Below are 26,909 nucleotides of genomic sequence, written 5' to 3'. Positions count from 1 at the left end.
GTGTTCTCAGTCCCTTACTTCGCAGCCGCGGGGATACCGGTGACCTTGATCGCCGTGTACTGCTGGCGGTGACCCTGGCGACGGCGGTAGCCGGTCTTGTTCTTGTAGCGAAGGATGTCGATCTTCGCGCCCTTGTGGTGGTCCACGATCTCGGCCGTGACCTTGATGCCGTCCAGCACCCACGGGTCGCTGGTGACCGCGTCACCGTCGACAACGAGCAGGGTCGAGAGCTCGACCGTGTCGCCAACCTTGGCAGTGGAAATCTTGTCAACCTCAACGATGTCGCCGACAGCTACCTTGTGCTGGCGACCACCGCTGCGCACGATGGCGTACACGCGGATCTCTCTCTCGCTCGGAACGGATCCCCTGATGCCAGCCGCTCGCACGGGCCGGGGCCCGGGACGATCCGGAAGGATGAGCGGCCTCTCCTGGCGGACGGCGCGGACACCGACCGTTACCGGGAGGGATGTGCTCAGGGGTAGGTGCGTCAAGTAAACACACCGAGGGTCAAGGTTACGGGGCGCGGGTGTGGGGGTCAAACCGGGGCGAGGGGCCGGAGGCGGGCCCCGGCCGGAGCGGGGCGGAAGGCCCCGAGGGCGGCTCCGGCCGGGGAGGCGGCGCACCGCCCGCCTTATGCTTTCGGGGCTCACCAGCTCTCCGAAAGGCATGCCGTGAACTACAGGGTCCAGCCCACCGCCCAGGTCGACGAGACCGCCGAGATCGGAGCGGGCAGCAGCGTCTGGGAGCTGGCGCAGATCCGCGAGGGAGCCAGGCTCGGCGAGGGCTGCGTCGTCGGCCGCGGCGCGTACGTCGGCACCGGGGTGCGCATCGGCAACAACGTGAAGCTGCAGAACTACGCCCTCGTGTACGAGCCCGCCGAGCTCGGCGACGGCGTCTTCGTCGGCCCCGCCGTCGTCCTCACCAACGACCACAACCCGCGCTCGGTCGACCCGGACGGCAAGCAGAAGCGCGGCGGCGACTGGGAGGCGGTCGGCGTGAAGGTCGCCGAGGGCGCTTCGCTCGGCGCCCGCTCGGTCTGTGTCGCGCCGGTCCGGGTCGGCCGGTGGTCGATGGTCGCGGCCGGCGCCGTGGTCACCAAGGACGTCCCGGACTTCGCCCTGGTCGTCGGCGTGCCCGCCCGTCGGATCGGCTGGGTCGGCCGCAGTGGGGTCCGCCTGGTGGCGCGCGAGGGCGAGCCGGGCGTGTGGGAGTGCCCGCAGAGCGGAGCGCTGTACGAGGAGAGGGACGGGGTGCTCGCGGAGCGCTGAGCGGGCAGGTCGCGTCGGCGAGCGCAATTTCCTCGCCCGCCGGCGCACCGCCGACGCGCTACCTGCGCACCGCCGACGCCCTGGCGGCGAGGGCCGGGAATCGTTTCTCCACGATTCCCGGCCCTCGTACGTTCCGGCTCAGCGGTCGAACAGCAACCGGTCGAAGTCGAGCCGGACGACCGGCCAGTCCCACGTGGTCAGCGCGTGCTCGGTGGCCAGTTTCCCGGCGTTGCGCCAGCTCTCGTCGGACGCCGTGAGCGACAGCACCCGCTCGACCGCGGCCTCGGGGGTCCCCACGATCCATTCGGCCGGGTAGAGGGTTCCCGCACCGTTCTCACGGCCCGCGAAGAACGGCCAGTCGCGGACCACCGGGACCGCGCCGCTGGCCGCACCCTCCATGAGGCCCACGTGGCAGCCCTCGCGTACCGATGTACTGAGGATGACGCCGACGTCCTCCAGCGCCCCGGGCACGTCGTCGGTGGAGCCGACCCGTACGACGGCGCCCGACTCCACGAGCGGCCTGAGCGCCTTCTCCAGCTTGCGCGCGTACGCCTTGGCCGCGTTGCTCGGGCGGCCCATGTCCCCGCCGATCAGGAACAGGCGGTACCGCTCGTCCCGTTCCCGGAGCTGCTTGAGGACCTTCAGGGCCCACAGCGGGTCCTTCGCCACCTGGCCGATGCCGACGAGCCCGAGGTTGAAGCGGGTCGCCGGGTCCTTCGTACGCCGGAAGTTGGCGAGGTCCATGCCGTTGTCGATCACGTGCGTACGGGGGGCGTGCTCGCCGCCCAGTCCGGGGATCGACGCCACCGACAGATCACGGATGTGATCGGCGACGAACACCACGTCGTCGACGCGCGAGAAGTCCATCATGTGCGGCCAGCGGGTGAACGTCTCATAGCTGTGGAGCCGGACGACGATCCGGGTGTCTCCGGGGTCGACCACGGTGAACAGGGCGGCCGGAGCCACACACCAGTCCACGAACACGGTGTCGGCCCAGTCCAGATACGGCCGCAGCTGCTGCTCGACGCCGTGGGCGAAGAGCGGCTCCCCGCCCAGACGGTGCTCCATATGACGCTGCGCGGCACCGTTGAGCCGCTTCATGCCCGGGTGCTCCGCCATGTCGAGGAAGCGCAGCTCGACGTCGGGGTTGGCCTCGTAGTACGAGCGGATCAGGTGCAGGAAGTTCGCGTTGGAGGTCGTCGCGACGAGCAGCCGCAGCGGCCGGTCCCGGGGCGGGGCCGCGGCCGGGGTCAGCCGGCCCTTCGGCCGGACCAGGGCGGAGGCGGCCGTGGACTTCCGGAACGGGGCGATGAACTTGGCCGGATCCGCGGCCAGGGGGCTGTGGACCTGGTCGATGTGGACGACGCGGTGGAAGGCCAGCTTCGTGGCGTGCAGCAGGGCGTCGGCGGCAGCGGTCAGGTCACCGGCCGCGTAGCGCCGGTCGGCCAGGTCCAGATAGGCCGTGACCGCGTCGGTGAGGTTGGCGGGCGTCCGGCCGTTCCTGATCACCCTCGACGCCACGTTGTCCAGCAGCTGGGCCTTTATGGCCGGATCCGCGAGCTTCTCGGCGGCCGCACGGGCGGTGACGAGCGCCCCGGACTGGCGTCCGGCCAGCCACATGCCCTCGATGACCTGCTCGGTGGCCGTCATCCGCAGCGAGTCCGGCACACCCGGTGCCGAGACCGCGGCGCGCCAGGCGCGGGCGCCGACGCGGCTCCGCAGGGCGAGCGGCCCGGTGGCGTTGCGCAGCAGGGCGGCAGGCAGGGTCCGCACGCGGCGGCGCAGCCCGTCGGTGGCCACCGTGAGGGGGCCGGGGACGTGCTCGGGCTGTGCGGCGCCCGTCTCCAGCCGCTTCTCCAGGGCACGCAGCCCCGCGGCGAGCCCGAAGCACACCTCCGGCTGTCGTCTGAACTGCGAGATGCGCCAGGCGCTGTACACAGCGCGCTGGTCGAGAGCCACGACGAGGTCGGCGGAGCGGACGGCCGCCTGGGCCGTCCGGTCGCGCTCCAGGTGGAACCAGAGCCGCTCCGGGAAGCGCATCGCGTCCGTCTTGCGCTGCAGGTGCTTGCTCGCCGGGCCTCCGGCGGGCACCTTGCGCACGGTGGCCCAGCCCAGGTCGGTGTCGATGTCGGCGGCCTTGAAGTTGCCGACGAGGTGGACGCGGGCCCCGAGCTGCCGGAACTTGTCCACCGCCGCGGCCACCACGGTCGCCTTCGGGGTCGAACCCGCGATCATCAGTACATCGGTCATGACCCGGAACCTCCGGAAAGTGCGGGCTTCTGGCCGAGCACCAGAGCGGTCAGGCCCTCCACGGCGCTCGCCATCAGGGAATCACGGGCGTAGCCGGTGCCGTGGTCACGGGCGGCCGCGCGTTGCGCGGGGGTGGCCTCCACGACCATCCGGGCCGCCTCGCAGAACGCGTCCGCGAGCCGCTCCTCGTCCAGCCCTCGGGGGCCGGTCCAGAGCGGGCGGCCGTCCAGCAGACGCGAGGCGTCGTGGTCGGCGGCGTGCATCGAGACGATCGGCAGTCCGGTGGCCATGTACTCGTAGACCTTGCCGGAGGTCATGAACGGCCCGCCGATGATGACGAGCACGAGGGCGTCCCAGGCGCCGTACACATCGGCGACCTCGGCCTTCGGTACCGCACCGCCCACCACGACGCCGTCGTCGGCCGCGGCGCGCAGGACCTCGACGTGCCGGTTGGCCTCGCGGTTGGAGCCCGCGCCGATGTGCCCGCGCACCTCGAACCGGGCGTCGGCGAGCAGCGGCTCCCGCTCCCGGGCGGTGCGCCAGGCGGCGAGGACCGACTCCAGCAGCTGGACGGAGAAACTGACCGTGCCGAGGTGGCCGAAGACGAGGTTCCGCCCGGCGGAGGGCCGGAGCTCGACCTCCGGCACGCTGTCCCGGTCGTAGCCGTTGCGCACCACGTGGACGCGGTCCGCGTGCTCCGGGTAGCGGGCGCGGTAGAAGTCGGCGATCTGGTCGTTGACCACCCAGAGCGACAGGGCGTGCTCCAGCAGGTCCGACTCCCACCGGCCGGACTCGGAGTCCTTCGGGAAGGCCTCCACGCCGTCGATGACGTCCAGGGACCAGCCGTCGCGGAAGTCGATCGCGTACGGGGCCTTGTGCTCCTCCCAGAGCCTGCGGACGGCGGCGAGCTGGACGTACGGGACGCAGCTGGCGAGGACGAGGTCGGCGGGCCGCTCCCGGTAGAGCTCCAGCGCGGCCGTCTCCAGGGCGCCCCGCCAGCCACCGAACACCGGCTCGGGGAAGCTCTTGAGCGTTTCGTTGCGGAAGCCGGTCAGCCACTTGACGGGGTCCAGCGCCCGCTCCTCGGAGTACAGCCGGATGTCCGTCTCCAGGTCGGCCCGGGACAGCGGCAGCTCCACGATCCTGATCCGCTCGTCGACGGACTCCGAGAGCGTGTGGTCCACGCCGGAGTCGCGGAGCCAGGACTCCTCCGCGATCGTGACGACGGTGACGTCCCAGCCCGCGGCGGCGAACTGGTTCGCGGTCTCCCGCATCCGGAAGGCGGAACTCTTCGCGGCGGGGGGGAACCCGATCGCGAAGTACAGCAGATGCGGACGCGGTCCGCTGCGCTCGTCCATGCCTGGCACTTCAGTCATTCCTGTTCTGCTGGGTTTCGGTGGTCGTTCTTCGTGACGCCCGGTGTCCGGGCCGGCCCGGGGTGCGGTGCCTCATTCCGAAGCCCGTGGCTCGTGCCGCAGGCGCCACCCCGCCCAGGCCGACTCGACCATGGTGCGTATGCCGTGCCGGGCCGACCAGTCCAGCTCCCCGGCGATGCGGTCCACGGAGGCGACCACCCGGGCCGGGTCTCCGGGGCGGCGGGCCCCGGTGACCGGGGGCGGGCCGGTGCGGCCGGTGACGTCGAGGATGATGCCGACCATCTCGGCGACGGAGGCCCCCTCGCCCCGGCCGATGTTCAGGACCAGTGCGGCGGACGGGTCGCCGGCCAGTCGGCGGGCCGCGGCGACGTGCGCGGAGGCGATGTCCTCCACATGGACGTAGTCACGGACGCAGGTGCCGTCCGGGGTCGGATAGTCGTCGCCGAAGATCCTGGGGGCCTCGTCGGCCTCCAGGCGTTCGAAGACCATCGGGACCAGGTTGAAGACGCCCTCGTCGGCCAGTTCCGCCGAAGCGGCCCCGGCCACGTTGAAGTAGCGCAGGGAGGCCGTGGCCATGGAGTGCGCCCGGCCGGCCGCGGCCACCAGCCACTCGCCCGCCAGTTTGGTCTCGCCGTACGGGCTGAGCGGCAGACACGGGGTGTCCTCGGTGACCAGGTCGACGTCGGGCATGCCGTAGACCGCCGCCGACGAGGAGAACAGGAAGCGGCGGACACCGGCCGAGGCCGCCGCCTCCAGCAGGGTGCGCAGGCCGTCGACGTTCTCGCGGTAGTAGTACAGCGGTCGTTCGACGGACTCCGCCACCTGCTTCTTGCCCGCGATGTGCACGATGCCGGTCACCGCGTGGTCGGCCAGCACCCGGTCGAGCAGCTCCCGGTCCAGGACCGAGCCCACGACGAGCGGGACACCTTCGGGGAGGCGGTCCGCGCGCCCGGTGCTGAGGTCGTCGAGGACGACGAGGCGCTCCTCGCCCGCCATCTGCGCGACGACGTGGGATCCGATGTAGCCGGCCCCGCCGGTGATCAGCCAGGTCATCGTCAGCCGCCGATGACGACGCGGCGCACGCCGGCCCAGTTCGCCGGGTCCGTGGTGCGGCGGCCGTCGACCAGGACGCGGACGTCCGGGAGGTCGGCGGCGGACAGCTCGCGGTACTCGGCGTGGTCGGCCTGGAGGATCGCGGCGGTGACGGCCTGGTGGGCGTCGTGCGGGACGAGGCCGAGGGCTGTCAGCTCCTCGGGGGTGTACATCGGGTCCGAGACGAACGGCACCGCGCCCCGCGCCTTCAGGGCCTCGACGACGCCGAAGACGCCGGAGAAGGCGGTCTCCTTGACGCCGCCGCGGTAGGCCGCGCCGAGCACCAGGACCCCGACACCGTCCAGGTCACCGTAGGCGGCGGCCAGCAGGTCGACGGCGTACGCGGGCATCGCGGCGTTGGCCTCGCGGGCCGAGCGCACGACGGTCGCCTCCGGGTCGTTCCACAGGTACATCCGCGGGTAGATCGGGATGCAGTGGCCGCCGACGGCGATGCCGGGCTGGTGGATGTGGCTGTAGGGCTGGCTGTTGCAGGCCTCGATGACCTTCTTGACGTCGATGCCGTTCTGGCCGGCGAACCGGGCGAACTGGTTGGCCAGGCCGATGTTGACGTCGCGGTAGGTGGTCTCGGCGAGCTTCGCCAGCTCGGAGGCCTCCGCCGTGCCGAGGTCCCAGACGCCGTTGGGGCGGGGCAGGTCCTCGCGCTCGTCGAAGTCGAGGACGGCCTCGTAGAAGGCGACGCCGCGCTCGGCGGACGCCTCGTCGATGCCGCCGACGAGCTTGGGGTAGCGGCGCAGGTCGGCGAAGACCCGGCCGGTGAGCACCCGCTCCGGGGAGAAGACCAGGTGGAAGTCCTCGCCGGGGGTCAGGCCCGAGCCCTCGGCCAGCATCGGCGCCCAGCGGGTACGGGTGGTGCCGACCGGCAGCGTGGTCTCGTAGCTGACCAGGGTGCCGGGCTTCAGGCCCGCGGCGATGGCCTTGGTGGCGGAGTCCATCCAGCCGAAGTCGGGGGTGCCCTCGGCGTCCACGAAGAGCGGGACGACGACCACGACGGCGTCGGAAGCGGCGACCGCCGCCGTGGTGTCCGTCGTGGCGGAGAGCAGGCCGGCGCCGACGGTCTCCTTGAGCAGGCGGTCGAGGTCGTGCTCACCGGGGAACGGCTCGGTGGCCGCGTTGACGAGTTCGACGACCTTCTCGTTGACGTCCGCGCCGATGACCTTGTGGCCCTTGGCGGCGAACTGCACGGCGAGCGGAAGTCCGATCTTGCCGAGCGCGACTACACAGATATTCATCGGGTTACTTCCTCTTCGACCTGGACAGCGTGCGGCGCAGCCGTGCGCCCACGCCTGGCTTCGGTTCCCGCAGGGGGGCCGTCGTGATCACGAGCCGGCCCTTGGTGTTGGTGTTCGCCGCCACCCGGTGGGGGTCGGTGCTCCCCCAGCGGCGGGCCAGCGGCATCGGCTGCCCTTCGGTGCGGACCGGGATCTCGTACGGGGTGCCCGCCACGTTCACGTAGAGGCGGGCGCCCCTCTTGGTGCGGGTGGGCGCCAGCGGGATACGGGCGGTCAGCAGGGTGCCGCCGTCCTTCGCCGCTTCGGCGGTGAGCGTGCCGGCACGCTCCGGGCGCGGGGCGTCCGCGGGCAGCTTGCGCGCGCCGGACTTGTCCGCGCTCTGGGGCATGGCGCCCTGGGCGAGGGCGACGACGGCCGAGGAGGTGTCGCCGGTGATGCCGGCGCGCAGCCGCAGGACGCAGGCCAGGTCCGTGCCCTCCTGCTCCCAGTCGGCCGACTCCAGGCGTGTGCCGGCGGAGAGGCGCCCGGCGACCGACTCGCCGAGCACCTCGTAGTACCGCTCGTCGAGGCCGACGGCCGCGTCGCGGAATCCGGGGTAGGAGGCGAAGGCCCGGTCGCCCTCCAGCAGGAAGGGCGGCGCTCCGCGCTCGGTCTCCTCCGCGATGGCGCGGGTGAGCTCGTCGACGGCGCCGCTCCGGGCGAGGCCGAAGCGCACCCGGCGCTTGACCCCGGTGCCGTCGCGCAGGCCGTCGGTGAAGTGGGCGTCCACCAGGGCGCCGACGCCTTCGCACACCTGGCGACGGGTGTCGGCGTCGAGCGTGGGGAAGTCCTTCTGCAGGAGCTTGGTCAGCTCCCAGTCGAAATGCCGCTTGAACACGGCGTCACGCCGCGGGCCGGCGGGGATCAGGGCGGCCGTGTGCTCCATGATCCGCTGGACGCAGCGGAGCCGGGCCAGGTGGTTCGCCCGGTAGGTGATGTTGCTCGCGTCACCGCGCTTGACCGCGTAGTAGCAGGTGTAGTCGGAGATCACGGAGATCTTCCGGGCCCGGACGCACGCCTCGATGGTGAACGGCTGGTCGCTGCCGACCGGCATGTCCTCGGGGAAGCGGAGCCCGTGCTGCTCGACCAGTTCCCGGCGGAAGAGCTTGGTGTTGGCCAGGGTGTAGGGCAGCTCGGGGTCGTCGAGGGTGACGTCGCGGTTGCCCGTGTACAGCTTCTGGTGGACGTAACGCCCGTTCGTGCCGACCATCTTGCCGACGACCACGTCGGACTCGTTGGCGTCGGCGCAGGCGACCATCCGCTCCAGCGCCTCTTCGCCGAGGTGGTCGTCCGAGCCGATGAAGTACACGAAGCGACCGGTCGCCAGGTCGAGGGCACGGTTGCTCGGAGCGGCCGGGCCGCCCGAGTTGGGCTGGTGGACGACGGTGAAGACGTCCGGGTACCGCTGGGCGTAGCGGTCGAGTTCCTTGCCGCTGTCGTCGGTCGAACCGTCGTCGACCGCCACGACCTGGAGCCGCTCGTGACCGATGCTCTGGCCCACCAGCGAGTCGAGGCACTCGGTGAGGTAGGGCATCGTGTTGTAGACGGCCACGACCACCGTGACATCGGGTGTGGTCACCTTCTGGGCCCCTGCTCCTGATCCTGGTCCGCCGGGATCAGCACCGTGGTGCCGGTGGTGGCGGATTCCAGCACGGAGGCGGCCACCTCGACCGTACGGAGCCCCTGGCGCAGGGTGCAGATGTCGGCCGGCTTGCCCTGTACGGCGTCGCGGAACAGCTCGTGCTCGACGAGCAGCGGCTCGCGCTTGGGGATGGCGTAGCGGATCATGTCGCCCTCGGAGACCCCGCGGAAGGCGCGCAGCGCCTCCCACTCGGTGGTGACCGCGGCGTTGGAGTGGAAGGTGAGGTCGGCGGTGAGGGTGTCGGCGATGAAGCAGCCGCGCTCGCCGGTGACCGAGGTGAAGCGTTCCTTGAGCGGGCTCAGCCAGTTGACCAGGTGGTTGACCATCGTGCCGTCGGACAGCTGGCCCACGGCGGAGACCATGTCCTCGTGCGGGCGGCCCGACTTGGAGACGGTGTGGGCGGCGATCGAGGTGTACGTACGGCCGGTGACCCAGCCCGTCAGGTCGATGTCGTGGGTGGCCAGGTCCTTGACCACGCCGACGTCGGCGATCCGGTGCGGGAACGGGCCCTGGCGGCGCGTGACCACCTGGTAGACGTCGCCCAGCTCGCCGGCCTCCAGGCGGGCGCGGAGCGAGAGGAGCGCCGGGTTGCACCGCTCGATGTGGCCGACGCCGGCCACCAGGCCGCGCGACTCGAACGCGTCGACGAGGCGGCGCGCGCCCTCGACGGTGTCGGCGAGCGGCTTCTCGATCAGGGCGCTGACTCCGGCGTCGGCGAGCTGGAGGCCGACCTCCTCGTGCAGCGCGGTCGGGCAGGCCACGACGGCATAGTCGATGCCGAGGGCGATGAGCTCCTCGACGGTGGCGAGGACGGGGGCACCCTGGGCCCAGCCGTTCTTGTCACCCATCGGGTCGACGACGCCGACCAGCTCGACGCCCTCCAGGCTCGCGAGGACGCGGGCGTGGTGGCGGCCCATGGAGCCGAGGCCGATGAGTCCGGCCTTCAGTACGGTGCTCACAGGTTCTCCCCCAGGGAGTTCACCGCGGCGGCGATCCGCTCCAGGTCGCCCTCGGTGAGCGAGGGGTGGACGGGCAGCGAGACGACCTCGGCGGCGGCCCGCTCGGTCTCGGGCAGGTCCCAGGTGCGGCCGGCCTTCTGGTCCGGCTCCCAGTAGGGCTTGAGCCGGTGGATCGGCGTCGGGTAGTAGACCGCGTTGCCGATGCCCGCCTCGGTGAGCTTCGCCATCGCGGCGTCCCGGTCACCGCTGATCCGCACGGTGTACTGGTGGTAGACGTGCCGGGCGCCCTCGGCCACCGGCGGCGTGGTGACGGCCGGGGCGGTGATGTGGGCGTCGAGGTACGCGGCGTTGGCGCGGCGCTGCTCGGTCCATGCCTCCACCTTGCCGAGCTGTACGCGGCCGACGGCGGCGGACACGTCGGTCATCCGCATGTTGGCGCCGACGATCTCGTTGGCGTACCGCTGCTCCATGCCCTGGTTGCGCAGGAGGCGCAGGGTACGGGCCAGTTCGGCGTCGGCCGTGGTGACCATGCCGCCCTCCAAGGAGTGCATGTTCTTGGTCGGGTAGAAGCTGAAGGTGCCGCCCGCGCCGAACGCGCCGACGGGGGTCCCGTTCAGCGCCGCGGCGTGGGCCTGGCAGGCGTCCTCGACGACGGCGAGCTTGTGCTGGTCGGCGATGGGCATGAGCCGGTCCATCGCGGCGGGGTGGCCGTAGAGGTGCACCGGCATGATCGCGGCGGTGCGGGGGGTGATCGCGGCTTCGACCGCGGCGGGGTCGAGGCCGAAGCTGCCCGGCTCGATGTCGGCGAACACCACGTCGGCGCCGACGAGGCGGACCGCGTTCGCGGAGGCGGCGAAGGAGAAGGAGGGGACGATCACCTCGTCGCCGGGGCCGATGCCCAGGGCCAGCAGCAGCAGGTGGAGGGCCGAGGTCCCCGAGTTGACGGCGACGCAGTGCCGGTCGTCGACCAGGCGGGAGAAGCCCTCCTCGAAGGCCGCGACCTCCGGGCCCTGCACGACGCGACCGCTGCGCAGCACGCGCACGGCGGCCTCGATCTCGTCTTCCCCGATGACCGGGCGGGCAGCAGGAATCGGCTGCTCGTTGATGCTCGTCATGAACGTCCTCCTTGAACACCGCAAGAGCTCGTTACCAGGCAGAGCTCCGAGGTGCGGGACGTCTTACCGAGGTCGCGCGTAACCCCACCGGCGCGATGCCGACGCCCTGCCGAGGAATCCGGCCCGGTCGGTAGGTTCGCCGGGCCTTGTCACCAACCGTAGTTTCCGTGAAGAACGCTCACACGCGTGGCAACCGCCGTCACATTATCAGGGATTTCTCAGCCCATTTCGGGCCCGTTAACCGGCTCCTGCATCAGTTCTGAAACAAAGCAGGTGTCCCGCCCCGATGTGCTCGGAGCGGGACACCTTTAGATGAACAACCGGTTACGGATTCATCAGCCGGCCGACGACTCGCCCTCCACGGAAGGCGTGGAAGCCGTTACGGACGGCGACGACTGCTCAGCGGCGACGGTCTTCTTCGTCGTCTTCTTCGCGGCCGTCTTGGCCGTTGTCTTCTTGGCGGCGGTCTTCTTCGCGACGGTCTTCTTGGCGGCGGCCTTCTTCGCCGGGGCCTTCTTCGCAGGCGCCTTCTTGGCCGCGGCCTTGCGGGCCGTCTTCTTCGCCGGGGCCGGTTCCGCGGACTCGGATTCGGATTCCGCCGTTCCGGATTCCGCGGCTCCCTGAGTGGCGCCCAGGTCCTCGGATTCCGCGGCCTTCGCCTCGGGCGCCGGAGCGACCACGACGACCTCCGCGTCGTCCGACCCGGTGGGCGAGCCCGCCGGTGCGGTGACCTTGCGGGTCACCCGGCGCCGGGCGCGCGGCGGGGCGGCCACGGGGGTCTCGGCCTCGGGGGCCTTCTCCTCCGCAGCCTCCGGGGCCGGCGTCTCGACGGCGGGCGCCTCGACGACCGGGTCCTCGACCGCGACCGGGTCCGTGGTGGGCTCGGCCGGCCGGACCGGCTCCGCGGCCTCGGCCTGCTTCGGCGAACCCGCCGGGGCGGTCGCCTTACGGGTGGCCCGACGGCGCGGGCGCCCCTGGGGCGCGGCCTCGACCGGAGCCTCGGGGACCTCGGCGGTCTCCGGGGCCTCCACAGCGGCGGCCTCGGCGGCCGGGGTCTCGGCGGGCGTGGCGAGAACCGGTTCGGGCCGGGTCTCGACGACGGGAGCCTCGACGACCGGGGCGGGCGCCTCGGACCTCGGGGCACCGGCCGGGGCCGACGCCTTACGAGAGGCCCGACGGCGGCCACGGCCGCGCGTGGCGGCGGCCTCGGCCTCGGCGGGGCTGCTGTAGAACTCCTCGTCGGCGGCCGGTTCCAGGTCCGCCAGGGACACCGGGGCGGCGACCTCCGCGGCCAGCTCGGCCTCGGTCTCGGCGGGCTCGGCCGCGTGCTCGTCGTGACCGTGCTCGTGGTCCGGGCCGTGCTCGTGGTCCTGACCCGCGCCGCCGCGGCCGCGCTTCTTGGACTTCTTGCCGCCGCCACCGCCGCCGACGGACGTCGGCTGCTCCATGTGGACGATGACGCCGCGCCCGTTGCAGTGGACGCAGGTCTCGGAGAAGGACTCCAGCAGACCCTGGCCCACCCGCTTGCGGGTCATCTGGACCAGGCCCAGCGAGGTGACCTCGGCGACCTGGTGCTTGGTGCGGTCGCGGCCCAGGCACTCCAGGAGCCGCCGCAGCACCAGGTCCCGGTTGGACTCCAGCACCATGTCGATGAAGTCGACGACGACGATGCCGCCGAGGTCGCGCAGCCGCAGCTGACGCACGATCTCCTCGGCCGCCTCCAGGTTGTTCCTGGTGACGGTCTCCTCCAGGTTGCCGCCCTGGCCGGTGAACTTGCCGGTGTTGACGTCGACGACGATCATCGCCTCGGTCTTGTCGATCACCAGCGAACCGCCGCTGGGCAGGTAGACCTTGCGGTCCAGCGCCTTCATCAGCTGCTCGTCGATGCGGTACGTCGCGAAGACGTCGACCTCGGAGGTCCAGCGGGAGAGCCGCTCGGTGAGGTCGGGCGCGACGTGCGAGACGTAACCGTGGATGGTCTCCCACGCCTCGTCGCCGCTGACGATGACCTTGGAGAAGTCCTCGTTGAAGATGTCGCGGACGACCCGGACGGTCATGTCCGGCTCGCCGTAGAGCAGCGTCGGCGCGTTGGAGCCGCTGGTGCCCTTCGCCTTCCGCTGGATGTCCTCCCACTGCCCCTGGAGCCGCTCGACGTCACGGCGCAGCTCGTCCTCGCTCGCGCCCTCGGCGGCGGTGCGCACGATGACGCCCGCGTCCTCGGGGACGATCTTCTTGAGGATGGTCTTGAGGCGGGAGCGCTCGGTGTCGGGCAGCTTGCGGCTGATCCCGGTCATCGAGCCCTCGGGCACGTAGACGAGGTAGCGGCCGGGCAGCGAGACCTGGCTGGTCAGACGCGCGCCCTTGTGGCCGATCGGGTCCTTGGTCACCTGGACCAGGACCGACTGGCCGGACTTGAGCGCGGTCTCGATGCGGCGCGGCCCGTGGGCCATGCCGAGTGCCTCGAAGTTGACCTCACCGGCGTACAGGACGGCGTTGCGGCCCTTGCCGATGTCGACGAAGGCGGCCTCCATGGACGGCAGCACGTTCTGGACCTTGCCCAGGTAGACGTTGCCGACGTAGCTGGTGGCCTGCTCCTTGTTGACGTAGTGCTCGACGAGCACGTTGTCCTCAAGGACGCCGATCTGGGTGCGCTCGCCGCTCTGGCGGACGACCATCACGCGCTCGACGGCCTCGCGGCGGGCGAGGAACTCCGCCTCGGTGATGATCGGGACCCGGCGGCGGCCCTGCTCGCGGCCCTCGCGGCGGCGCTGCTTCTTGGCCTCCATACGCGTCGAGCCCTTGATGGACTGGACCTCGTCGAAACCGGTGCCCGGCTCGCGCTCCTCCTTCTTACGGGGCTCGCGGACCTTGACGACCGTACGCTCCGGGTCGTCGGGGGTGCCGTGGTCGGCCTCGGCCGCGGCGTCACCGCTGCGGCGGCGGCGACGGCGGCGACGGCGGCTGCTGCTCGACCCGGAGGCCGAGGAGTCGTCGTCCTCGTCCTGCTCGTCGGCGGCGTCCGCGACCTGGCCCCGGCCCCGGTCCTGCTCGTCCTCGGAGCGGGTCTCCTCGGCGCGGGACGCGGGAGCGTCGTCAGTGTGCTGCTGCTCGTCGTCCGTGTCGTTGGCCTCGCCACGACGGCGGCGACGGCCGCCACGACGGCGACGGCGCGAGGGGCGGTCGCCGTACTCGTCGGCGTCCTCGCCCTCGTGCTCGTCCGCCTCGGCCTCGGGGGCCTCGTCGACGGGCTGCTCGGCGGGCGCCTCCACGGGAGCGGCGGGCTCGGCGGCCTGCTCGGTCACGTCGGCCTCGCCACGGCGGCGACGACGACGGCGCGAGCCGCCCTGCGGCGCGGCCTCGGCGGGCGGGGCGCTCTGCTCGACCTCGGCGGTCTGCTGCTCCTCGACCTCGTCGGCCTCGTCGGGCGCCGAGGGGGAACCGGCCGCGGCAGCGGCGGCTGCCGCGGTCTCGGGGGTCTGGAACATCGGCTCGGCGAAGACCGGGGCCTGGAAGACGGCGACGGCGGGGCGCGTCGCGCGCCGGCCCTTGCGCGTCGGCTCCTCGGGCTTGGTCGTGAACTCGGGGCGACCGGCGGCAGCGGTGGCCCGGCGGCGCTGGCGTCCGCGCGGTGCGGCCTCCTCGACCTCCTCCACCTCGGCGGCGAGCTCCTCGGCGACGACGGCGGGCAGGCTCTCGCCGGCCTCCGCGGGGGTCTCGACGGGCTCGGCGGCCGGCTGCGGCGTACCGGCGGGCGCGGACGCCTTGCGGGACGCGCGGCGTCGGGTGCGCGGGGCCGACGTCTCCTCGACGGCCTCCACCTCGGCCGCGGGGGTCTCGGCGGCGACGGGCGTCGGCTCGGTCACCGTCCGAGCGCCGGGCGCGGCGGCGCCCGGCGTACCGGCGGGGGCCGAAGCACGGCGGCGGGCACGGCCGCGAGGGGCCTCGGCGGGCTCCGGCTCGACGACGGCAGCGGCGGGCTCGACCACGGCGGCGGGCTCGGCGGCGACGGCCGGCTCGACCACGACGGCGGCCTCGGCCGCTGCCGGGGCGCCCGCGGGGGCGGTGGCCTTGCGGGAGGCGCGACGGCGGCGGGGCGCCGGGGGCTCCTCGACGACCTCGACGACGGCCTCGGCCTCTTCCTCGGGCTCGGCCTCCTCGGCGGGCTCCACCGGGGTCTCGACGACCGGGGCCACGGTCTCGGCGGCCTCCGGCGCACCGGCCGGAGCGGTCGCCTTGCGGACCGCTCGGCGGCGGGCGCGCGGCGCGGGTGCGGCCGGCTCCTCCTCGGCGGCGGCGGCCGGTGCGGCCTCGGGGACCGGTGCGGCCTCGGCGACCGGGGCGGGCTCGGTGTTCTCCACCGGCTCCGGGGCTCCGGCGGGCGCGGTGGCCTTCCGCACGGCGCGACGACGCGTACGGGCGGGCGGGGCGGTCTCGGCGACCGTCTCGCCGGGCGTGTCGTCCGTGGCCGGGGCGGCGGACGTCTCGGCCGGTATGGCCGGCGTGACGTCCTCGGCGGGGGCCACGGCAGCGCCGGGCGGGCCCGCCGGGCGGGAAGCGGCGCGGCGCCTGCGGCGCGGCGGCAGCTTGTCCCCGGGGGTGTTCTCTTCGTTGTTCCCGGTCGTGCCGGGTTCGTTCGGCTGAGGCATGCGGGCGGTTCTCCCGTCGTGCTCCCGGGCGCCGCGTCTGATTCCGGTCCGGCACGGTCCGCAGTGGTGCGATACCGCCGTCCGGGGCGCGGGCGCCGCACGGGAACTGATGTCTGGCTCGCCGGTTCCGTATGCGGTGTGCCTACGGCCTGGCGAAAGTCTTATGGGTCAGTGCGCGGCCCGACCCCGGTGGCTCCCGAGTCGGAGGGCTGCGCTACGACGACCGCCTTACGCGGAACCCGCGCCTTCCGGCGCCGTCGCGACGGCTGCCCCGGCGACCGCGGGATGCGCGGTCGGGGCGGCCTCGCGGTCAGGCGCGAGAGGGTCGGTCACCGTGCCGGACTCCTCGTCGAAGAGCCCCTGCGCCAGCCTCGTCACCGCAGCGGGGACGGGCGGCACCAAGTCGGCCACAGCTCGGAGACCGGACAGGACGTCGTCGGGTCGCACGGCAGGTGTCACGTGCCGAACAACCAGGCGCAGTATCGCACAGGGCCGCTCGACCGGCCTATCGGCCGGAGCGTCGACGACCCGGAGGTCGGCGACGGCGGCACGGGCGTCGAACGTCCTGATACCGTTCTTCGCCTTGCGCTGGACCTCCACGGCCTCGGCGTCGTTGAACGCGGCCACGGCGGTGCGGACGTCCTCGGGATCGACGCCGTCCAGGCGCATCTCCCAGACGGACGCGGTGAGCCGCTCGGCCAGGCCCGAGGTGCGGGCCTCCACCGCGTCGATGATGTCGAGGCCGTCCGGCATCGAGGCGTCGAGCAGTCCGCGCAGGACCTCGGGGTCCCGCGCCTCGGTGAGGGCGATCTCCAGGAACTCCGCCTCACTGCCCGTGCCGGTGGGTGCGGCATTGGCGTAGGAGACCTTGGGGTGGGGGGTGAAGCCCGCCGAGTACGCCATCGGCACCTCGGAGCGGCGCAGTGCCCGCTCGAAGGCCCGCTGGAAGTCTCGGTGGCTGGTGAACCGGAGGCGGCCGCGCTTGGTGTAGCGCAGGCGGATGCGCTGCACTGCCGGTGCGGGCGGCGGGCCTTCGGGCTGTCGCTTGCCCAGTGGTTCTTCTCCTCGGTGCGGGGCGGGCGCGGTGGCGCGCCGCCCACGAGATTCGGGTGCCCCCCGGGCGCCGCTCCGGCTCACCCCCGCTTGACGAGTTTCTCGCCGAGCAGAGGGGTCTCGGACGCCTGCGCCGCGCTGGGGACAGTCGTTGTACTACCCAGAGTACGCGCAGGGATCCCCACCGGTTCCCGGGACCGTGCGCCGTCCGTGGAGCCGACCAGCGCCCGCCAGGCGTCGCGGCGCGCCTGACGCACGGTTTCCCGGGCGGACGTGAGGGCCGCGCGGGCGGCCCGGCGCACCTCGGCGGCGGCGCGGCGGGCGGGGGCCCACACGGAGTCACGCACGAAGTGGCCGACGGGAGTGCACAGGGTGCGGTACGCCCAGGAGACGGGCGCGACGAGCACCGTCATGACCAGCCACGCGAGGGCCCGGCCGACGGCCCGGGAGACGTACCCGGCGATCCGCCAGGCGACCTCGAACGCGGCGGCGATCTCCCGGCCGACCGGGACGAGGACGTGGCGGTACGTCCAGGAGACCGGGGCGACGAGCAGGGTCATGACCAGCCAGGCGAGGGCGATGCCCAGCCCGCGTCCGGTGGCCGCGATCCCCCGCCACACCTGGCCCAGCACCCAGGCGGTGCCGAGGCCGAGGGGGGTGAGGACGGCCTCGTACAGCCACGCCACCGGGACGATCAGGCCGTAGCGGACCACGGGGACGATCACGTACCGCCACAGAGCCGCGACCGGCAGGACGAGCAGGGTGGCGAACAGCCAGGCCAGGCCGGTTCCGAGGCCGCGTGCCGCCGGGGCCAGCAGGGCGGTGCCGATCCAGCGCAGCCCGTGGCCCAGCGGGGTGAGGACGGCCCGGTACAGCCATGCCGCCGGCGCGGCGACCCCGTAGCGGACCACGGGGACGATCACGTACCGCCACAGGCCGATCCAGGGCCACAGGAGGAGCGCGACGGCCAGCCAGGAGGCGGCCCTGCCGAGCGGTGTGAGGACCCAGGTGTACAGCCAGGCCAGCGGGGTCAGCACGAGGGTGTCGAGGAGCCACGCCAGGGCCCGGCCCAGCGGGCGCAGCAGTACACGGGCGGCGGCGTGCCAGAGGGCGGTGAGCGCGTCCCAGACCATGCGGACGGGCAGGACGAGCACCACGACCACGATCCGCACCGGGACCCTGATCAGCGTGGTCAGCATGCCTTCGCCCGGCTCGTACGCCTGAGGAGCCCCCTGAGGGGCCTGGTGCTTGCCGTAGTCCATGCCGTCAAGGACGCGTCAGGCCCGGTCCGGGGTTGCCGGGCCGGGCCTGCGGTTCGTTCGGGAACGCGCTACTTGTTGACGACGCTGAGCGGCAGGAGCTTCTTGCCGGTCGGGCCGATCTGGATGTCCAGGTCGAGCTGCGGGCAGACCCCGCAGTCGAAGCAGGGGGTCCAGCGGCAGTCCTCGACCTCGGTCTCGTCGAGCGCGTCCTGCCAGTCCTCCCAGAGCCAGTCCTTGTCCAGGCCGGAGTCGAGGTGGTCCCAGGGCAGGACCTCCTCGTAGGTGCGCTCGCGGGTGGTGTACCAGTCGACGTCGACCCCGAATTCGGGCAGCGTCTTCCCGGCGCAGTTCATCCACAGGTCGTAGCTGAAGTGCTCGCGCCAGCCGTCGAAGCGGCCGCCGGACTCGTAGACCGCGCGGATGACGGAGCCGACTCGGCGGTCGCCGCGCGAGAGGAGGCCCTCGACGATGCCGGGCTTGCCGTCGTGGTAGCGGAAGCCGATGGAGCGGCCGTACTTCTTGTCGCCGCGGATCTTGTCGCGGAGCTTCTTCAGCCGGGCGTCGGTGTCCTCGGCGCTGAGCTGCGGTGCCCACTGGAAGGGCGTGTGCGGCTTGGGCACGAAGCCGCCGATGGAGACCGTGGCGCGGATGTCGTTCTGGCCGGAGACCTCGCGGCCCTTGGCGATGACCTTGACCGCCATGTCGCCGATCTGGAGGACGTCCTCGTCGGTCTCGGTGGGCAGGCCGCACATGAAGTACAGCTTCACCTGGCGCCAGCCGTTGCCGTACGCGGTGGCGACCGTCCGGATCAGGTCCTCCTCCGAGACCATCTTGTTGATGACCTTGCGCATGCGCTCGGAGCCGCCCTCGGGGGCGAAGGTGAGGCCGGAGCGGCGGCCGTTGCGGGTCAGCTCGTTGGCCAGGTCGACGTTGAACGCGTCGACGCGGGTCGAGGGCAGCGAGAGGCCGACCTTGTCCTCGGTGTAGCGGTCGGCGAGGCCCTTGGCGATGTCGCCGATCTCGCTGTGGTCGGCGGAGGAGAGCGAGAGCAGGCCGACCTCCTCGAAGCCGGTCGCCTTGAGGCCCTTCTCGACCATCTCGCCGATGCCGGTGATGCTTCGCTCCCGCACGGGTCGCGTGATCATGCCGGCCTGGCAGAAACGGCAGCCGCGGGTGCAGCCGCGGAAGATCTCCACGGACATCCGCTCGTGCACGGTCTCCGCGAGCGGGACGAGCGGCTGCTTGGGGTAGGGCCACTCGTCGAGGTCCATCACCGTGTGCTTGGAGACCCGCCACGGCACGCCGGACCGGTTGGGCACGACACGGCCGATGCGGCCGTCGGGGAGGTACTCGACGTCGTAGAACCGCGGGACGTAGACCCCGCCGGTCTTCGACAGCCGGAAGAGCACCTCGTCACGGCCGCCGGGGCGGCCCTCGGCCTTCCAGGCGCGGATGATCTCGGTGATCTCCAGGACGGCCTGCTCGCCGTCGCCGACGACCGCGCAGTCGATGAAGTCCGCGATCGGCTCGGGGTTGAACGCGGCGTGGCCGCCCGCGAGGACGATCGGGTGATCGACGGTGCGGTCCTTGGACTCCAGCGGAATGCCCGCGAGGTCCAGGGCGGTGAGCATGTTGGTGTAGCCCAGCTCGGTGGAGAAGCTCAGCCCGAAGACGTCGAACGCGCCGACGGGGCGGTGGCTGTCCACGGTGAACTGCGGCACGTCGTGCTCGCGCATCAGCGCTTCGAGGTCCGGCCAGACGCTGTACGTGCGCTCGGCGAGGACGCCCTCGCGCTCGTTGAGCACCTCGTAGAGGATCATGACGCCCTGGTTGGGGAGCCCGACCTCGTAGGCGTCGGGGTACATGAGGGTCCAGCGGACGTCGCAGCTGTCCCACTCCTTGACGGTGGAGTTCAGCTCACCGCCGACGTACTGGATGGGCTTCTGCACATGCGGGAGCAGAGCTTCGAGCTGTGGGAAGACCGATGCGGCAGACATCTCGCGAACCTTCGTGAGCCGGCAGGGGTGACCATTCAGCGTACCCCGCTCCTCAGTTCCTCAGATCCGCGCGCAGTCCGGGGGCCGACGCGCGGGCCCAGACCTCGGGCAGTTCGCGCTCCCGGGCCTCGGCGGCGGCCTCCTCCTGGCCGTACAGGAGGCCCCAGGTGAACGCGGTCTCCCCCGCCGCGTGCCCCTGGATCGCGAGCGCGCGCAGGGCCTCGCGGGCGACGACGCTGTCCTGGTGGTCGCCGAGGACGCTCTGTACGGCCTTCACGCGCTTGGCGAAGCGCTTGGCGGGCTTACCGAGCGCGGGGCGGGCCGCCTCGCCGGCGTACCGGGCGCGCTTGGCGGCCTTGCGGGCCTCGTGCATCGCGGTGTCCCGCTCGGGGCCCGGCGGTTGCTCCAGAGCCCGGTCCATACGGCGCGCGAGCTTCTTGTAGTCCTTGAGCACCGCCTTGGGCAGGGCCTTGCCGGGCGCGCGGGCGGCGGCGGAGCGCAGGGGCGGGTCGGCGCTCAGCGCGTCGAGGGCGTCCAGGAGGTCCAGGTACCGCTTCCCGTCCAGTACGTCGATGATCCTCCGGCGCGATCCGGTGCGGCGGGCGGCCGACCAGGCGCGGAGGCGGCCGCGGACCGGGCCGAGGGTCAGGGGGGCGGGCAGGGCCTCCACGCGGGTGCCGAGGCGTTCGTCCAGGACCTCCTGGTCGCGGTCGAGTCCCAGTTCGGCGGCGAGCCACTTGAGCTCCGCGCCCAGGGGGTCGGTGACCTCGCGGTCGAGGAGGGCCCGGTGGGTCTTGAAGGTGCTGCGCAGCCTGCGGGTGGCGACGCGCATCTTGTGCACGGAGTCGGGCAGATCGCGGCGGACGGCGGGGTCGAGGCGGACGATCGCGGAGATCTGCTTCCGTACGTAGGCGAGGACGTGGTCGCCCGCGGTGTGCGGCGCGTCCTTCTCCCGCCCTTCCCCGTCCCGTACGGGGGTCGTCTCCGCCAGCGCCCTGGCGAGCTTCGAGGGGGACTCGGCAGGGTGCACCCCCGCCTTCCGCAGCCGCTTCTCGACGGCGTCCAGGATCGCGGGATCGCCGTCGTCGGCCAGCTCCACCTCGATCTCGGTCCAGGCGGCGGTGGCGCCGCTCCCCTCCCCCGCGAGGCGCTCCGCGAGCACCTTGTCGACGCTGACCTCGGCGAGGAGGGTCCCGTCGGCGGCCAGCAGGTGGTGGACGTCGCGGGAGGAGAGCAGCCGGACGACGGGGGCGATCTCCGCGTGGCGGGCCCGGGAGCGGAGCAGGGCCGCCAGCGGGGGCGGCACCGCGTCGGAGAGCGGTTCGTGGATCTCGTCCCGGACGCCGACGGTGACCGGGAACTTCGCGTGCCAGCCCTCGTCCGCCCCGCCGGTCCTGCGCCGCAGGGTGAGGGAGTCGGCGGCGAGGCGGAGGTCGGCGGTGTCGTAGTAGACGGCGTCGAGCTCGGTCAGGCCGCGGTGGACCGTCCGGTCGACCCCGGCCGCCCGGGTCAGGTCGGGCAGCCGGGTGTCGTCGGTGGCTTCGTACTTCCGCTCGATCTCGCGCTTGGTGTCCGCCATGTACGGACACCTACCCGGCGTGTGCCGGGTTCAGGCGGACATGGGCCGTTGCACCCGGATGGACTGCAACAGTCCGATCGCCACCCAGACGGCGAACATCGAGGATCCGCCGTAGGAGACGAAGGGCAGCGGCAGCCCGGCGACGGGCATGATGCCGAGCGTCATGCCGATGTTCTCGAAGGACTGGAAGGCGAACCAGGCGATGATCCCGGCGGCGACGACCGTGCCGTACAGCTCGGTGGTCTCGCGGGCGATTCGGCAGGCGCGCCACAGGACGACGCCCAGGAGCACGATGATCAGCCCCGCGCCGAGGAAGCCCAGCTCCTCGCCGGCGACGGTGAAGACGAAGTCGGTCTGCTGCTCGGGCACGAACTGGCCGGTGGTCTGGGTGCCTTCGAAGAGGCCGGTGCCGGTGAGTCCGCCGGAGCCGATCGCGATGCGGGCCTGGTTGGTGTTGTAGCCGACGCCCGCCGGGTCGAGCGCGGGGTTGGCGAAGGCGGCGAACCGGGCGATCTGGTAGTCGTCGAGCAGGCCGAGCTGCCAGATGGCGACGGCCCCGCCCACGCCCGCGCCGAGGAGGCCGAAGACCCAGCGGTTGGAGGCGCCGGAGGCCAGCAGGATGCCGAGGACGATGACGGCCATGACCATCACCGAACCGAGGTCCGGCATCAGCATGACGATGGCCATGGGGATGGCGGCGAGGCCCAGCGCCTTGGCGACGGTCCGGTGGTCGGGGTGGGCCTGGTCGCCCGCGTCGACACGGGCCGCCAGCAGCATCGCCATCACGAGGATGATGGTGATCTTCGTGAACTCGGAGGGCTGGATCGAGAAGCCGGCGGGGAGCTTGATCCACGCGTGGGCGCCGTTGACCGTGGTGCCGAGCGGGGTGAGGACCGCCAGGACCAGCAGCACCGAGATGCCGTAGAGGACCGGGACGGCCCCGCGCAGCGTGCGGTGGCCGAGCCAGATCGTGCCGATCATCAGGGCGAGGCCGATGCCGGTGTTGAGGGCGTGCCTCAGGAGGAAGAAGTACGGGTCGCCCTGGGTGAGGTGGTCGCGGTTGCGGGTCGCGGACCACACGAGCAGAGCGCCGAGGAACGAGAGCGCGAGCGCGGCCCCGAGCAGCGGCCAGTCCAGCCGCCGTACGAGGGAGTCGCGGGCGGTCAGCTTGGCCCAGGAGCCCTGGTCGGGGCCGTAGCGGGAGACGGAGAATCCACCTGCCATCAGGGCTGCCTCCCGTTCGACGCCGGCGATCCGGTGAGTCCGGGCTGGCCTCCGGGCGGCAGGGGCAACTGGGGTTCCTGTCCGCCCGGCTGCACCCCGGGCTCGGCCGGAGTGGGGTCGTAGGGCTTGACCTTGGGGGCGTAGATCGAGCCGTCGGGCTGGATCTTCGGCAGCGCCTTCTGGGGCTTCGGCAGCAGGGCCTTCTTCTTGTCCTGGTTGCCCTCGGCGTCGAGGCCGTAGAGCGCGTTGTAGATATTGCGGACGGCGGGCCCGGCGGAGCCGGAGCCGGTGCCGCCCTGGGAGATCGTCATGACGATCGTGTAGTCGTCGGTGTAGGTCGCGAACCATCCGGTGGTCTGCTTGCCGTACACCTGGGCGGTACCGGTCTTGGCGCGCATCGGGATCTTGTCCTGCGGCCAGCCGCCGAACCGCCAGGCGGCGGTGCCGCCGGGCTCGACCACCGAGCGCAGCCCCTTGTCGAGGTCCTTGATGGTCTGGGCGTTGACCGGCAGTTTGCCGCCGGCCTTGGGCTTGATCTCCTGGACGGTCTTGCCGTCGGGGCTGATCACGGCCTTGCCGACGGTGGGCTCGTGGAGGGTGCCGCCGTTGCTGATGGCGGCGTAGGCGGTGGCCATCTGGATGGGCGTGACGAGCACGTCACCCTGGCCGATCGAGTAGTTGATGCTGTCGTAGGCCTTGAGCTGGTTGCCTTCGAGGCAGCTCTCGTACGCGATCTGCTGGACGTAGGTGCCGCCCTTCTTGCCCTCCTTGCACCAGGCGTCCTTGTTGGCCGCCCAGAAGTCCTGCTTCCACTGGCGGTCCGGGATGCGGCCCTTGACCTCGTTGGGCAGGTCGATGCCGGTCTCGGAGCCGAGGCCGAAGTCACGGGCGGTGCGGTAGAACCAGTCCTTGGCGTCCTTCTTCGGCTTTATGCCGCCGTCACGCGCCCACTCCTCGTGGCCGAGGCGGTAGAAGACGGTGTTGCAGGAGTACTTGAGCGCGTCGCCGAGGGTGATGGGGCCGTGGCCCTGGGACTCGAAGTTGGCGAAGGTCTGGTTGCCCAGGCTGTAGGAGCTGCTGCACTGGTAGAGGTCGTCGAAGTCGTGGCCGGCGCGCACGGCGGCGCTGGCGGAGACCACCTTGAAGATCGAGCCGGCGGGGGCCTGGCCCTGGATGCCCCGGTTGAGCAGCGGGTAGTTGGACTTCTTGCTCGTGAGCTTGGCGTACTGCTTGCCGGAGATGCCGCCGACCCAGTCGTTGGGGTCGTAGTCGGGCTGGGAGGCCATCGAGACGACGCGGCCGGTCTTCGATTCCATGACGACGACGGCGCCGGAGTCGGCCTCGTACTTGCGGCCGGTGATCTTGTCGGTCTCCTGGCGGGCGGTCTTCATCGCCTGGGCCAGCTCGTACTCGGCCACCGCCTGGACACGGGCGTCGAGGCTGGTGACGAGGGTGGAGCCGGAGACCGCCGGATCGTTCTCCGCCTCGCCCATGACGCGGCCGAGGTTGTCGACCTCGTAGCGGGTGACGCCCGCCTTGCCGCGCAGCTCCTTGTCGTACGTGCGCTCCAGGCCGGAGCGGCCGACCTGGTCGGAGCGGAGGTAGGGCGACGGGCCGTCCTGCGCCTTCTGGATCTCCTCGTCGGTGACCGGCGAGAGGTAGCCGAGGACCTGTGCGGTCTTCGCCTTGCCGGGTGCGGCGTAGCGGCGTACGGCGGTGGGTTCGGCGGTGATGCCGGGGAAGTCCTCGGCACGCTCGCGGATCTGGAGGGCCTGCTGGGTGGTGGCCTCGTCGGTGACCGGGATCGGCTGGTACGGCGATCCGTTCCAGCAGGGCTGGGGGGTCTTGGAGTCGCAGAGGCGGACCTTGTCCCGGACGTCGCTCGCCTTCATGTCCAGGACGTCGGCGAGGCGGGTGAGGACCCCGACGCCGTCGTCCTTCATCTTCAGCAGCTCGGTGCGGCTCGCGGAGACGACGAGGCGGGTCTCGTTGTCGGCGAGCGGCACCCCGCGGGCGTCGAGGATCGAGCCGCGCACGGCGGGCTGGACGACCTGCTGCACACCGTTGCCCGCGGCTTCGGCGGTGTACTCGTCGCCGTTGCGGATCTGGAGGTACCACAGGCGCCCGCCGAGGGTGAGCAGCAGCGAGAAGACGAGGACCTGGATGACGATGAGCCGGATCTGGACCCGCTGGGTCCGCCCGGTCTCGGGAATGTTGCTCACGCGGTGCCCCCGATGGTGGTCCTGCTGGGGGTACGGGGGGCGTCCCCCGGGAAACACGGCCTCACAGGCGCTTGACCCCCTTGATCCTGCCCGCGCGGGCGGCGCGGTTGCGGGCGGCCTTGACGCGCAGCCCGCCACGCTGGTTGCCGATCCGCAGACCGGTGCCCGAGGCGAGCCAGCCGGCGGCGACGTCGTTGCCGCCGGACGAGGCCTCGGCGAGCGGGTCGCTCTCGGTGCGTCTGGCCAGCGCCATGATCAGCGGCACCACGAAGGGCGCCAGCAGCAGGTCGTAGATCGCGGCCGTGAACAGCAGGCTGCCCAGGCCCACATGGCGGGCGGCGGTGTCGCCGACGAGCGCTCCGACGCCCGCGTACAGCAGGGTCGAGCCGATCGCGGCGGCGACGACCACGGCCATCGGGGCGAACGCCGACTTCAGTTGACCGTTCTCCGGCCGGGCCAGGCCCGCGAGGTAGCCGATGACGCAGAGCACCAGGGCGTAGCGTCCGGCGGCGTGGTCGGCGGGCGGGGCCAGGTCCGCGAGGAGACCGGCGCCGAAACCGATGAGGGAGCCGCTGACCGGCCCGTACACGAAGGCGAGGCCGAGGACGGTGAGGAGCAGCAGGTCGGGGACGGCCCCTGGGAGCTGGAGGCGGGCGAGGACGGAGACCTGGACGACGAGGGCGACGACGACCAGGACGATCGAGAGCAGAGTCCGGTTGATGCGCATGGGGATCAGCTCTACTCCTGGTCGTTGGCCGCGTTGTCGGGTTGGGCGTTGCCCTGCTGGTCGCCTGCCGCGTCACCGGCGGCGTCGCCGCCGGGCTGCTCGTTGATGTTGCCGACGACCTTGCCCGAGCCGTCCACCAGGTCTCCGTTGGGCTGGACGGTGACGGTGACCGTGGGGGTCGGCTTCGGCTTCTTCTTGGCGGGCTGTTTGGGCAGGACCATGTCGCGCGGGTCCTCGCGGGGTGCCTGGACGACGACGCCGACGATGTCGAGCTTGGTGAACCCGACGTACGGCTTCACGTAGACGGTCCGGGTCAGCGCGCCGCCGGAGGGGTCGACGCGGACGACCTCGCCGACCGGGACGCCGGGCACGAAGGGCTTGTCCTTGCTGGAGCCGAAGGTGACCAGCCGGTCGCCGGCCTTCACCTTGGCCTTGCCGTTGAGGAACTGCACCGACAGCGGGCGCGAGCCCTGGCCGGTGGCGAAGCCGAGCTCGTCGGTCTTCTCCATCCGGGTGCCGACGGTGAAGTCGGGGTCGTTGGCGAGCAGGACCGTCGCGGTGTCGGGGCCGACGGTGGTGACCCGGCCGACCAGCCCCTCCCCGTTGAGGACGGTCATGTCGCGGCGGATGCCGTCGTCGGCGCCGGCGTCGATGGTGACCGTCCAGGAGAAGCCCTGGGCCGCTCCTATGGCGATGACCTCGGCGCCCTTGATGCCGTACTGTCCGGCGCCCGCGTTCTTCAGCATGGCGTCGAGCTGGCGGACCCGGCTGTTGGTGCGGTCGTCGCTGCCGAGCCTGGCCTTCAGCGCGGCGTTCTCCTGCTCCAGGGTGGAGATGCGGTCGTGCCGGTTGCCGGAGTCCCGTACCGCGCCTATGGCGTTGCCCACCGGGTCGACCGCTGCCGCCACGCCGTTCTCGACCGGCCCGAAGACCGTGGCCGCTGCCTGCCTCGCGCCGTCGACCGGTGACTCCTCGCCGCCTCGGATATCCACCGTGATCAGGGCGAATGCGATGGCGATCAGCAGCACCAGGAGCAGCCGGCTCTCTCGTGTGTCCCTCACGTGCGGCGGCCGTGCCTTCCTCGTCGGAATGTTCGTGCCTGTGTGTACGTCGCTGTGCCCGCGTCCGCCGCGTCGATGTGGCTCCGCGTCGGAACAGGTACAGCAACGATCTATATCAACGATCCGGCGGGCGGAGCGTCAGCGTCC

Annotated in this window: 18 protein-coding genes; 1 reads left to right on the top strand and 17 read right to left on the bottom strand. The window is 72.2% G+C overall.

The features are described from left to right. Positions 1-14: 14 nt before the first annotated feature. On the bottom strand, positions 15-335 hold the full coding sequence (gene rplU, locus AB0F29_RS07485; protein WP_003969204.1) for a 50S ribosomal protein L21: 321 nt from the start codon (positions 333-335) through the stop codon (positions 15-17). Positions 336-671: 336 nt separating this feature from the next. Between rplU and AB0F29_RS07480 the strand changes: the two genes are divergently transcribed. After that, positions 672-1,268: an acyltransferase gene (locus AB0F29_RS07480; protein ID WP_361868432.1), complete on the top strand. Its 597-nt coding sequence runs from the start codon at positions 672-674 to the stop codon at positions 1,266-1,268. A 138-nt stretch (positions 1,269-1,406) separates the two neighbouring features. Here AB0F29_RS07480 and AB0F29_RS07475 read toward each other — a convergent pair whose 3' ends face one another. The 16 genes from AB0F29_RS07475 to mreC form a co-directional block, all read right to left on the bottom strand. Further along, positions 1,407-3,518: a glycosyltransferase family 1 protein gene (locus AB0F29_RS07475; protein ID WP_361868430.1), complete on the bottom strand. Its 2,112-nt coding sequence runs from the start codon at positions 3,516-3,518 to the stop codon at positions 1,407-1,409. Continuing rightward, positions 3,515-4,894: a glycosyltransferase gene (locus AB0F29_RS07470; RefSeq protein ID WP_361868428.1), complete on the bottom strand. Its 1,380-nt coding sequence runs from the start codon at positions 4,892-4,894 to the stop codon at positions 3,515-3,517. Before AB0F29_RS07470 ends, AB0F29_RS07475 begins: the two co-directional genes overlap by 4 nt. A 72-nt stretch (positions 4,895-4,966) precedes the next feature. After that, positions 4,967-5,947 carry a UDP-glucose 4-epimerase GalE gene (galE, locus tag AB0F29_RS07465; RefSeq protein ID WP_361868426.1) on the bottom strand — a complete coding sequence of 327 codons (981 nt, stop codon included), beginning with the start codon at positions 5,945-5,947 and terminating at the stop codon, positions 4,967-4,969. A 2-nt stretch (positions 5,948-5,949) separates the two neighbouring features. Beyond that, positions 5,950-7,236: a nucleotide sugar dehydrogenase gene (locus tag AB0F29_RS07460; RefSeq protein WP_018959174.1), complete on the bottom strand. Its 1,287-nt coding sequence runs from the start codon at positions 7,234-7,236 to the stop codon at positions 5,950-5,952. A 4-nt stretch (positions 7,237-7,240) separates the two neighbouring features. Continuing rightward, positions 7,241-8,854: a glycosyltransferase gene (locus AB0F29_RS07455; RefSeq protein WP_361868422.1), complete on the bottom strand. Its 1,614-nt coding sequence runs from the start codon at positions 8,852-8,854 to the stop codon at positions 7,241-7,243. Next, positions 8,851-9,876 (bottom strand): Gfo/Idh/MocA family oxidoreductase, encoded by a 1,026-nt coding sequence (locus AB0F29_RS07450; protein WP_361868420.1) that lies wholly within the window; start codon positions 9,874-9,876, stop codon positions 8,851-8,853. The genes AB0F29_RS07455 and AB0F29_RS07450 overlap by 4 nt, the downstream gene beginning before the upstream one ends. Then, a complete protein-coding gene (locus AB0F29_RS07445; protein WP_361868417.1) occupies positions 9,873-10,991 on the bottom strand; it encodes a DegT/DnrJ/EryC1/StrS family aminotransferase in 1,119 nt (372 codons plus the stop codon). The genes AB0F29_RS07450 and AB0F29_RS07445 overlap by 4 nt, the downstream gene beginning before the upstream one ends. A 335-nt stretch (positions 10,992-11,326) precedes the next feature. Further along, positions 11,327-15,637, bottom strand: coding sequence for an Rne/Rng family ribonuclease (locus AB0F29_RS07440; RefSeq protein ID WP_361868414.1), 4,311 nt, complete (start codon positions 15,635-15,637; stop codon positions 11,327-11,329). A gap of 228 nt (positions 15,638-15,865) precedes the next feature. Beyond that, entirely contained in the window at positions 15,866-16,648 is a 783-nt protein-coding gene (locus AB0F29_RS07435) for a TIGR03936 family radical SAM-associated protein (protein WP_361868411.1), read from the bottom strand. Between the two features lie 122 nt (positions 16,649-16,770). Next, on the bottom strand, positions 16,771-17,952 hold the full coding sequence (locus AB0F29_RS07430) for a hypothetical protein (RefSeq protein WP_361868409.1): 1,182 nt from the start codon (positions 17,950-17,952) through the stop codon (positions 16,771-16,773). Positions 17,953-18,020: 68 nt separating this feature from the next. Further along, positions 18,021-19,949, bottom strand: a complete 1,929-nt coding sequence (locus AB0F29_RS07425) for a TIGR03960 family B12-binding radical SAM protein (RefSeq protein ID WP_361868407.1) — start codon at positions 19,947-19,949, stop codon at positions 18,021-18,023. 52 nt (positions 19,950-20,001) lie between these two features. Then, positions 20,002-21,528 (bottom strand): CYTH and CHAD domain-containing protein, encoded by a 1,527-nt coding sequence (locus AB0F29_RS07420; protein ID WP_361868405.1) that lies wholly within the window; start codon positions 21,526-21,528, stop codon positions 20,002-20,004. 30 nt (positions 21,529-21,558) lie between these two features. Next, entirely contained in the window at positions 21,559-22,752 is a 1,194-nt protein-coding gene (gene rodA / locus AB0F29_RS07415; RefSeq protein WP_361868402.1) for a rod shape-determining protein RodA, read from the bottom strand. Beyond that, positions 22,752-24,974, bottom strand: coding sequence for a penicillin-binding protein 2 (gene mrdA / locus AB0F29_RS07410; RefSeq protein WP_361868399.1), 2,223 nt, complete (start codon positions 24,972-24,974; stop codon positions 22,752-22,754). The genes rodA and mrdA overlap by 1 nt, the downstream gene beginning before the upstream one ends. Positions 24,975-25,035: 61 nt before the next feature. Beyond that, the gene (gene mreD / locus AB0F29_RS07405; RefSeq protein WP_361868397.1) at positions 25,036-25,701 is read right to left on the bottom strand and encodes a rod shape-determining protein MreD; all 666 of its coding nucleotides are present in this window, start codon (positions 25,699-25,701) and stop codon (positions 25,036-25,038) included. 11 nt (positions 25,702-25,712) lie between these two features. Next, complete coding sequence (gene mreC, locus AB0F29_RS07400) at positions 25,713-26,762, bottom strand: rod shape-determining protein MreC (protein ID WP_361868395.1); 1,050 nt, start codon at positions 26,760-26,762, stop codon at positions 25,713-25,715. Positions 26,763-26,909: the final 147 nt, after the last annotated feature.

Source organism: Streptomyces sp. NPDC026589 (assembly GCF_040638385.1).
In the GTDB taxonomy this organism is placed as follows: Bacteria; Actinomycetota; Actinomycetes; order Streptomycetales; family Streptomycetaceae; genus Streptomyces.
This window is presented reverse-complemented; position numbering and strand designations above follow the sequence as displayed.

Coding starts and splice junctions, on each gene's coding strand:
- AB0F29_RS07420 (WP_361868405.1), bottom strand. CDS start 21,528: ATGGCGGACACCAAGCGCGAGATCGAGCGGAAGTACGAAGCCACCGAC.
- AB0F29_RS07440 (WP_361868414.1), bottom strand. CDS start 15,637: ATGCCTCAGCCGAACGAACCCGGCACGACCGGGAACAACGAAGAGAAC.
- AB0F29_RS07475 (WP_361868430.1), bottom strand. CDS start 3,518: ATGACCGATGTACTGATGATCGCGGGTTCGACCCCGAAGGCGACCGTG.
- galE (WP_361868426.1), bottom strand. CDS start 5,947: ATGACCTGGCTGATCACCGGCGGGGCCGGCTACATCGGATCCCACGTC.
- rodA (WP_361868402.1), bottom strand. CDS start 22,752: ATGGCAGGTGGATTCTCCGTCTCCCGCTACGGCCCCGACCAGGGCTCC.
- AB0F29_RS07430 (WP_361868409.1), bottom strand. CDS start 17,952: ATGGACTACGGCAAGCACCAGGCCCCTCAGGGGGCTCCTCAGGCGTAC.
- mreD (WP_361868397.1), bottom strand. CDS start 25,701: ATGCGCATCAACCGGACTCTGCTCTCGATCGTCCTGGTCGTCGTCGCC.
- AB0F29_RS07425 (WP_361868407.1), bottom strand. CDS start 19,949: ATGTCTGCCGCATCGGTCTTCCCACAGCTCGAAGCTCTGCTCCCGCAT.
- AB0F29_RS07445 (WP_361868417.1), bottom strand. CDS start 10,991: ATGACGAGCATCAACGAGCAGCCGATTCCTGCTGCCCGCCCGGTCATC.
- AB0F29_RS07460 (WP_018959174.1), bottom strand. CDS start 7,236: ATGAATATCTGTGTAGTCGCGCTCGGCAAGATCGGACTTCCGCTCGCC.
- AB0F29_RS07470 (WP_361868428.1), bottom strand. CDS start 4,894: ATGACTGAAGTGCCAGGCATGGACGAGCGCAGCGGACCGCGTCCGCAT.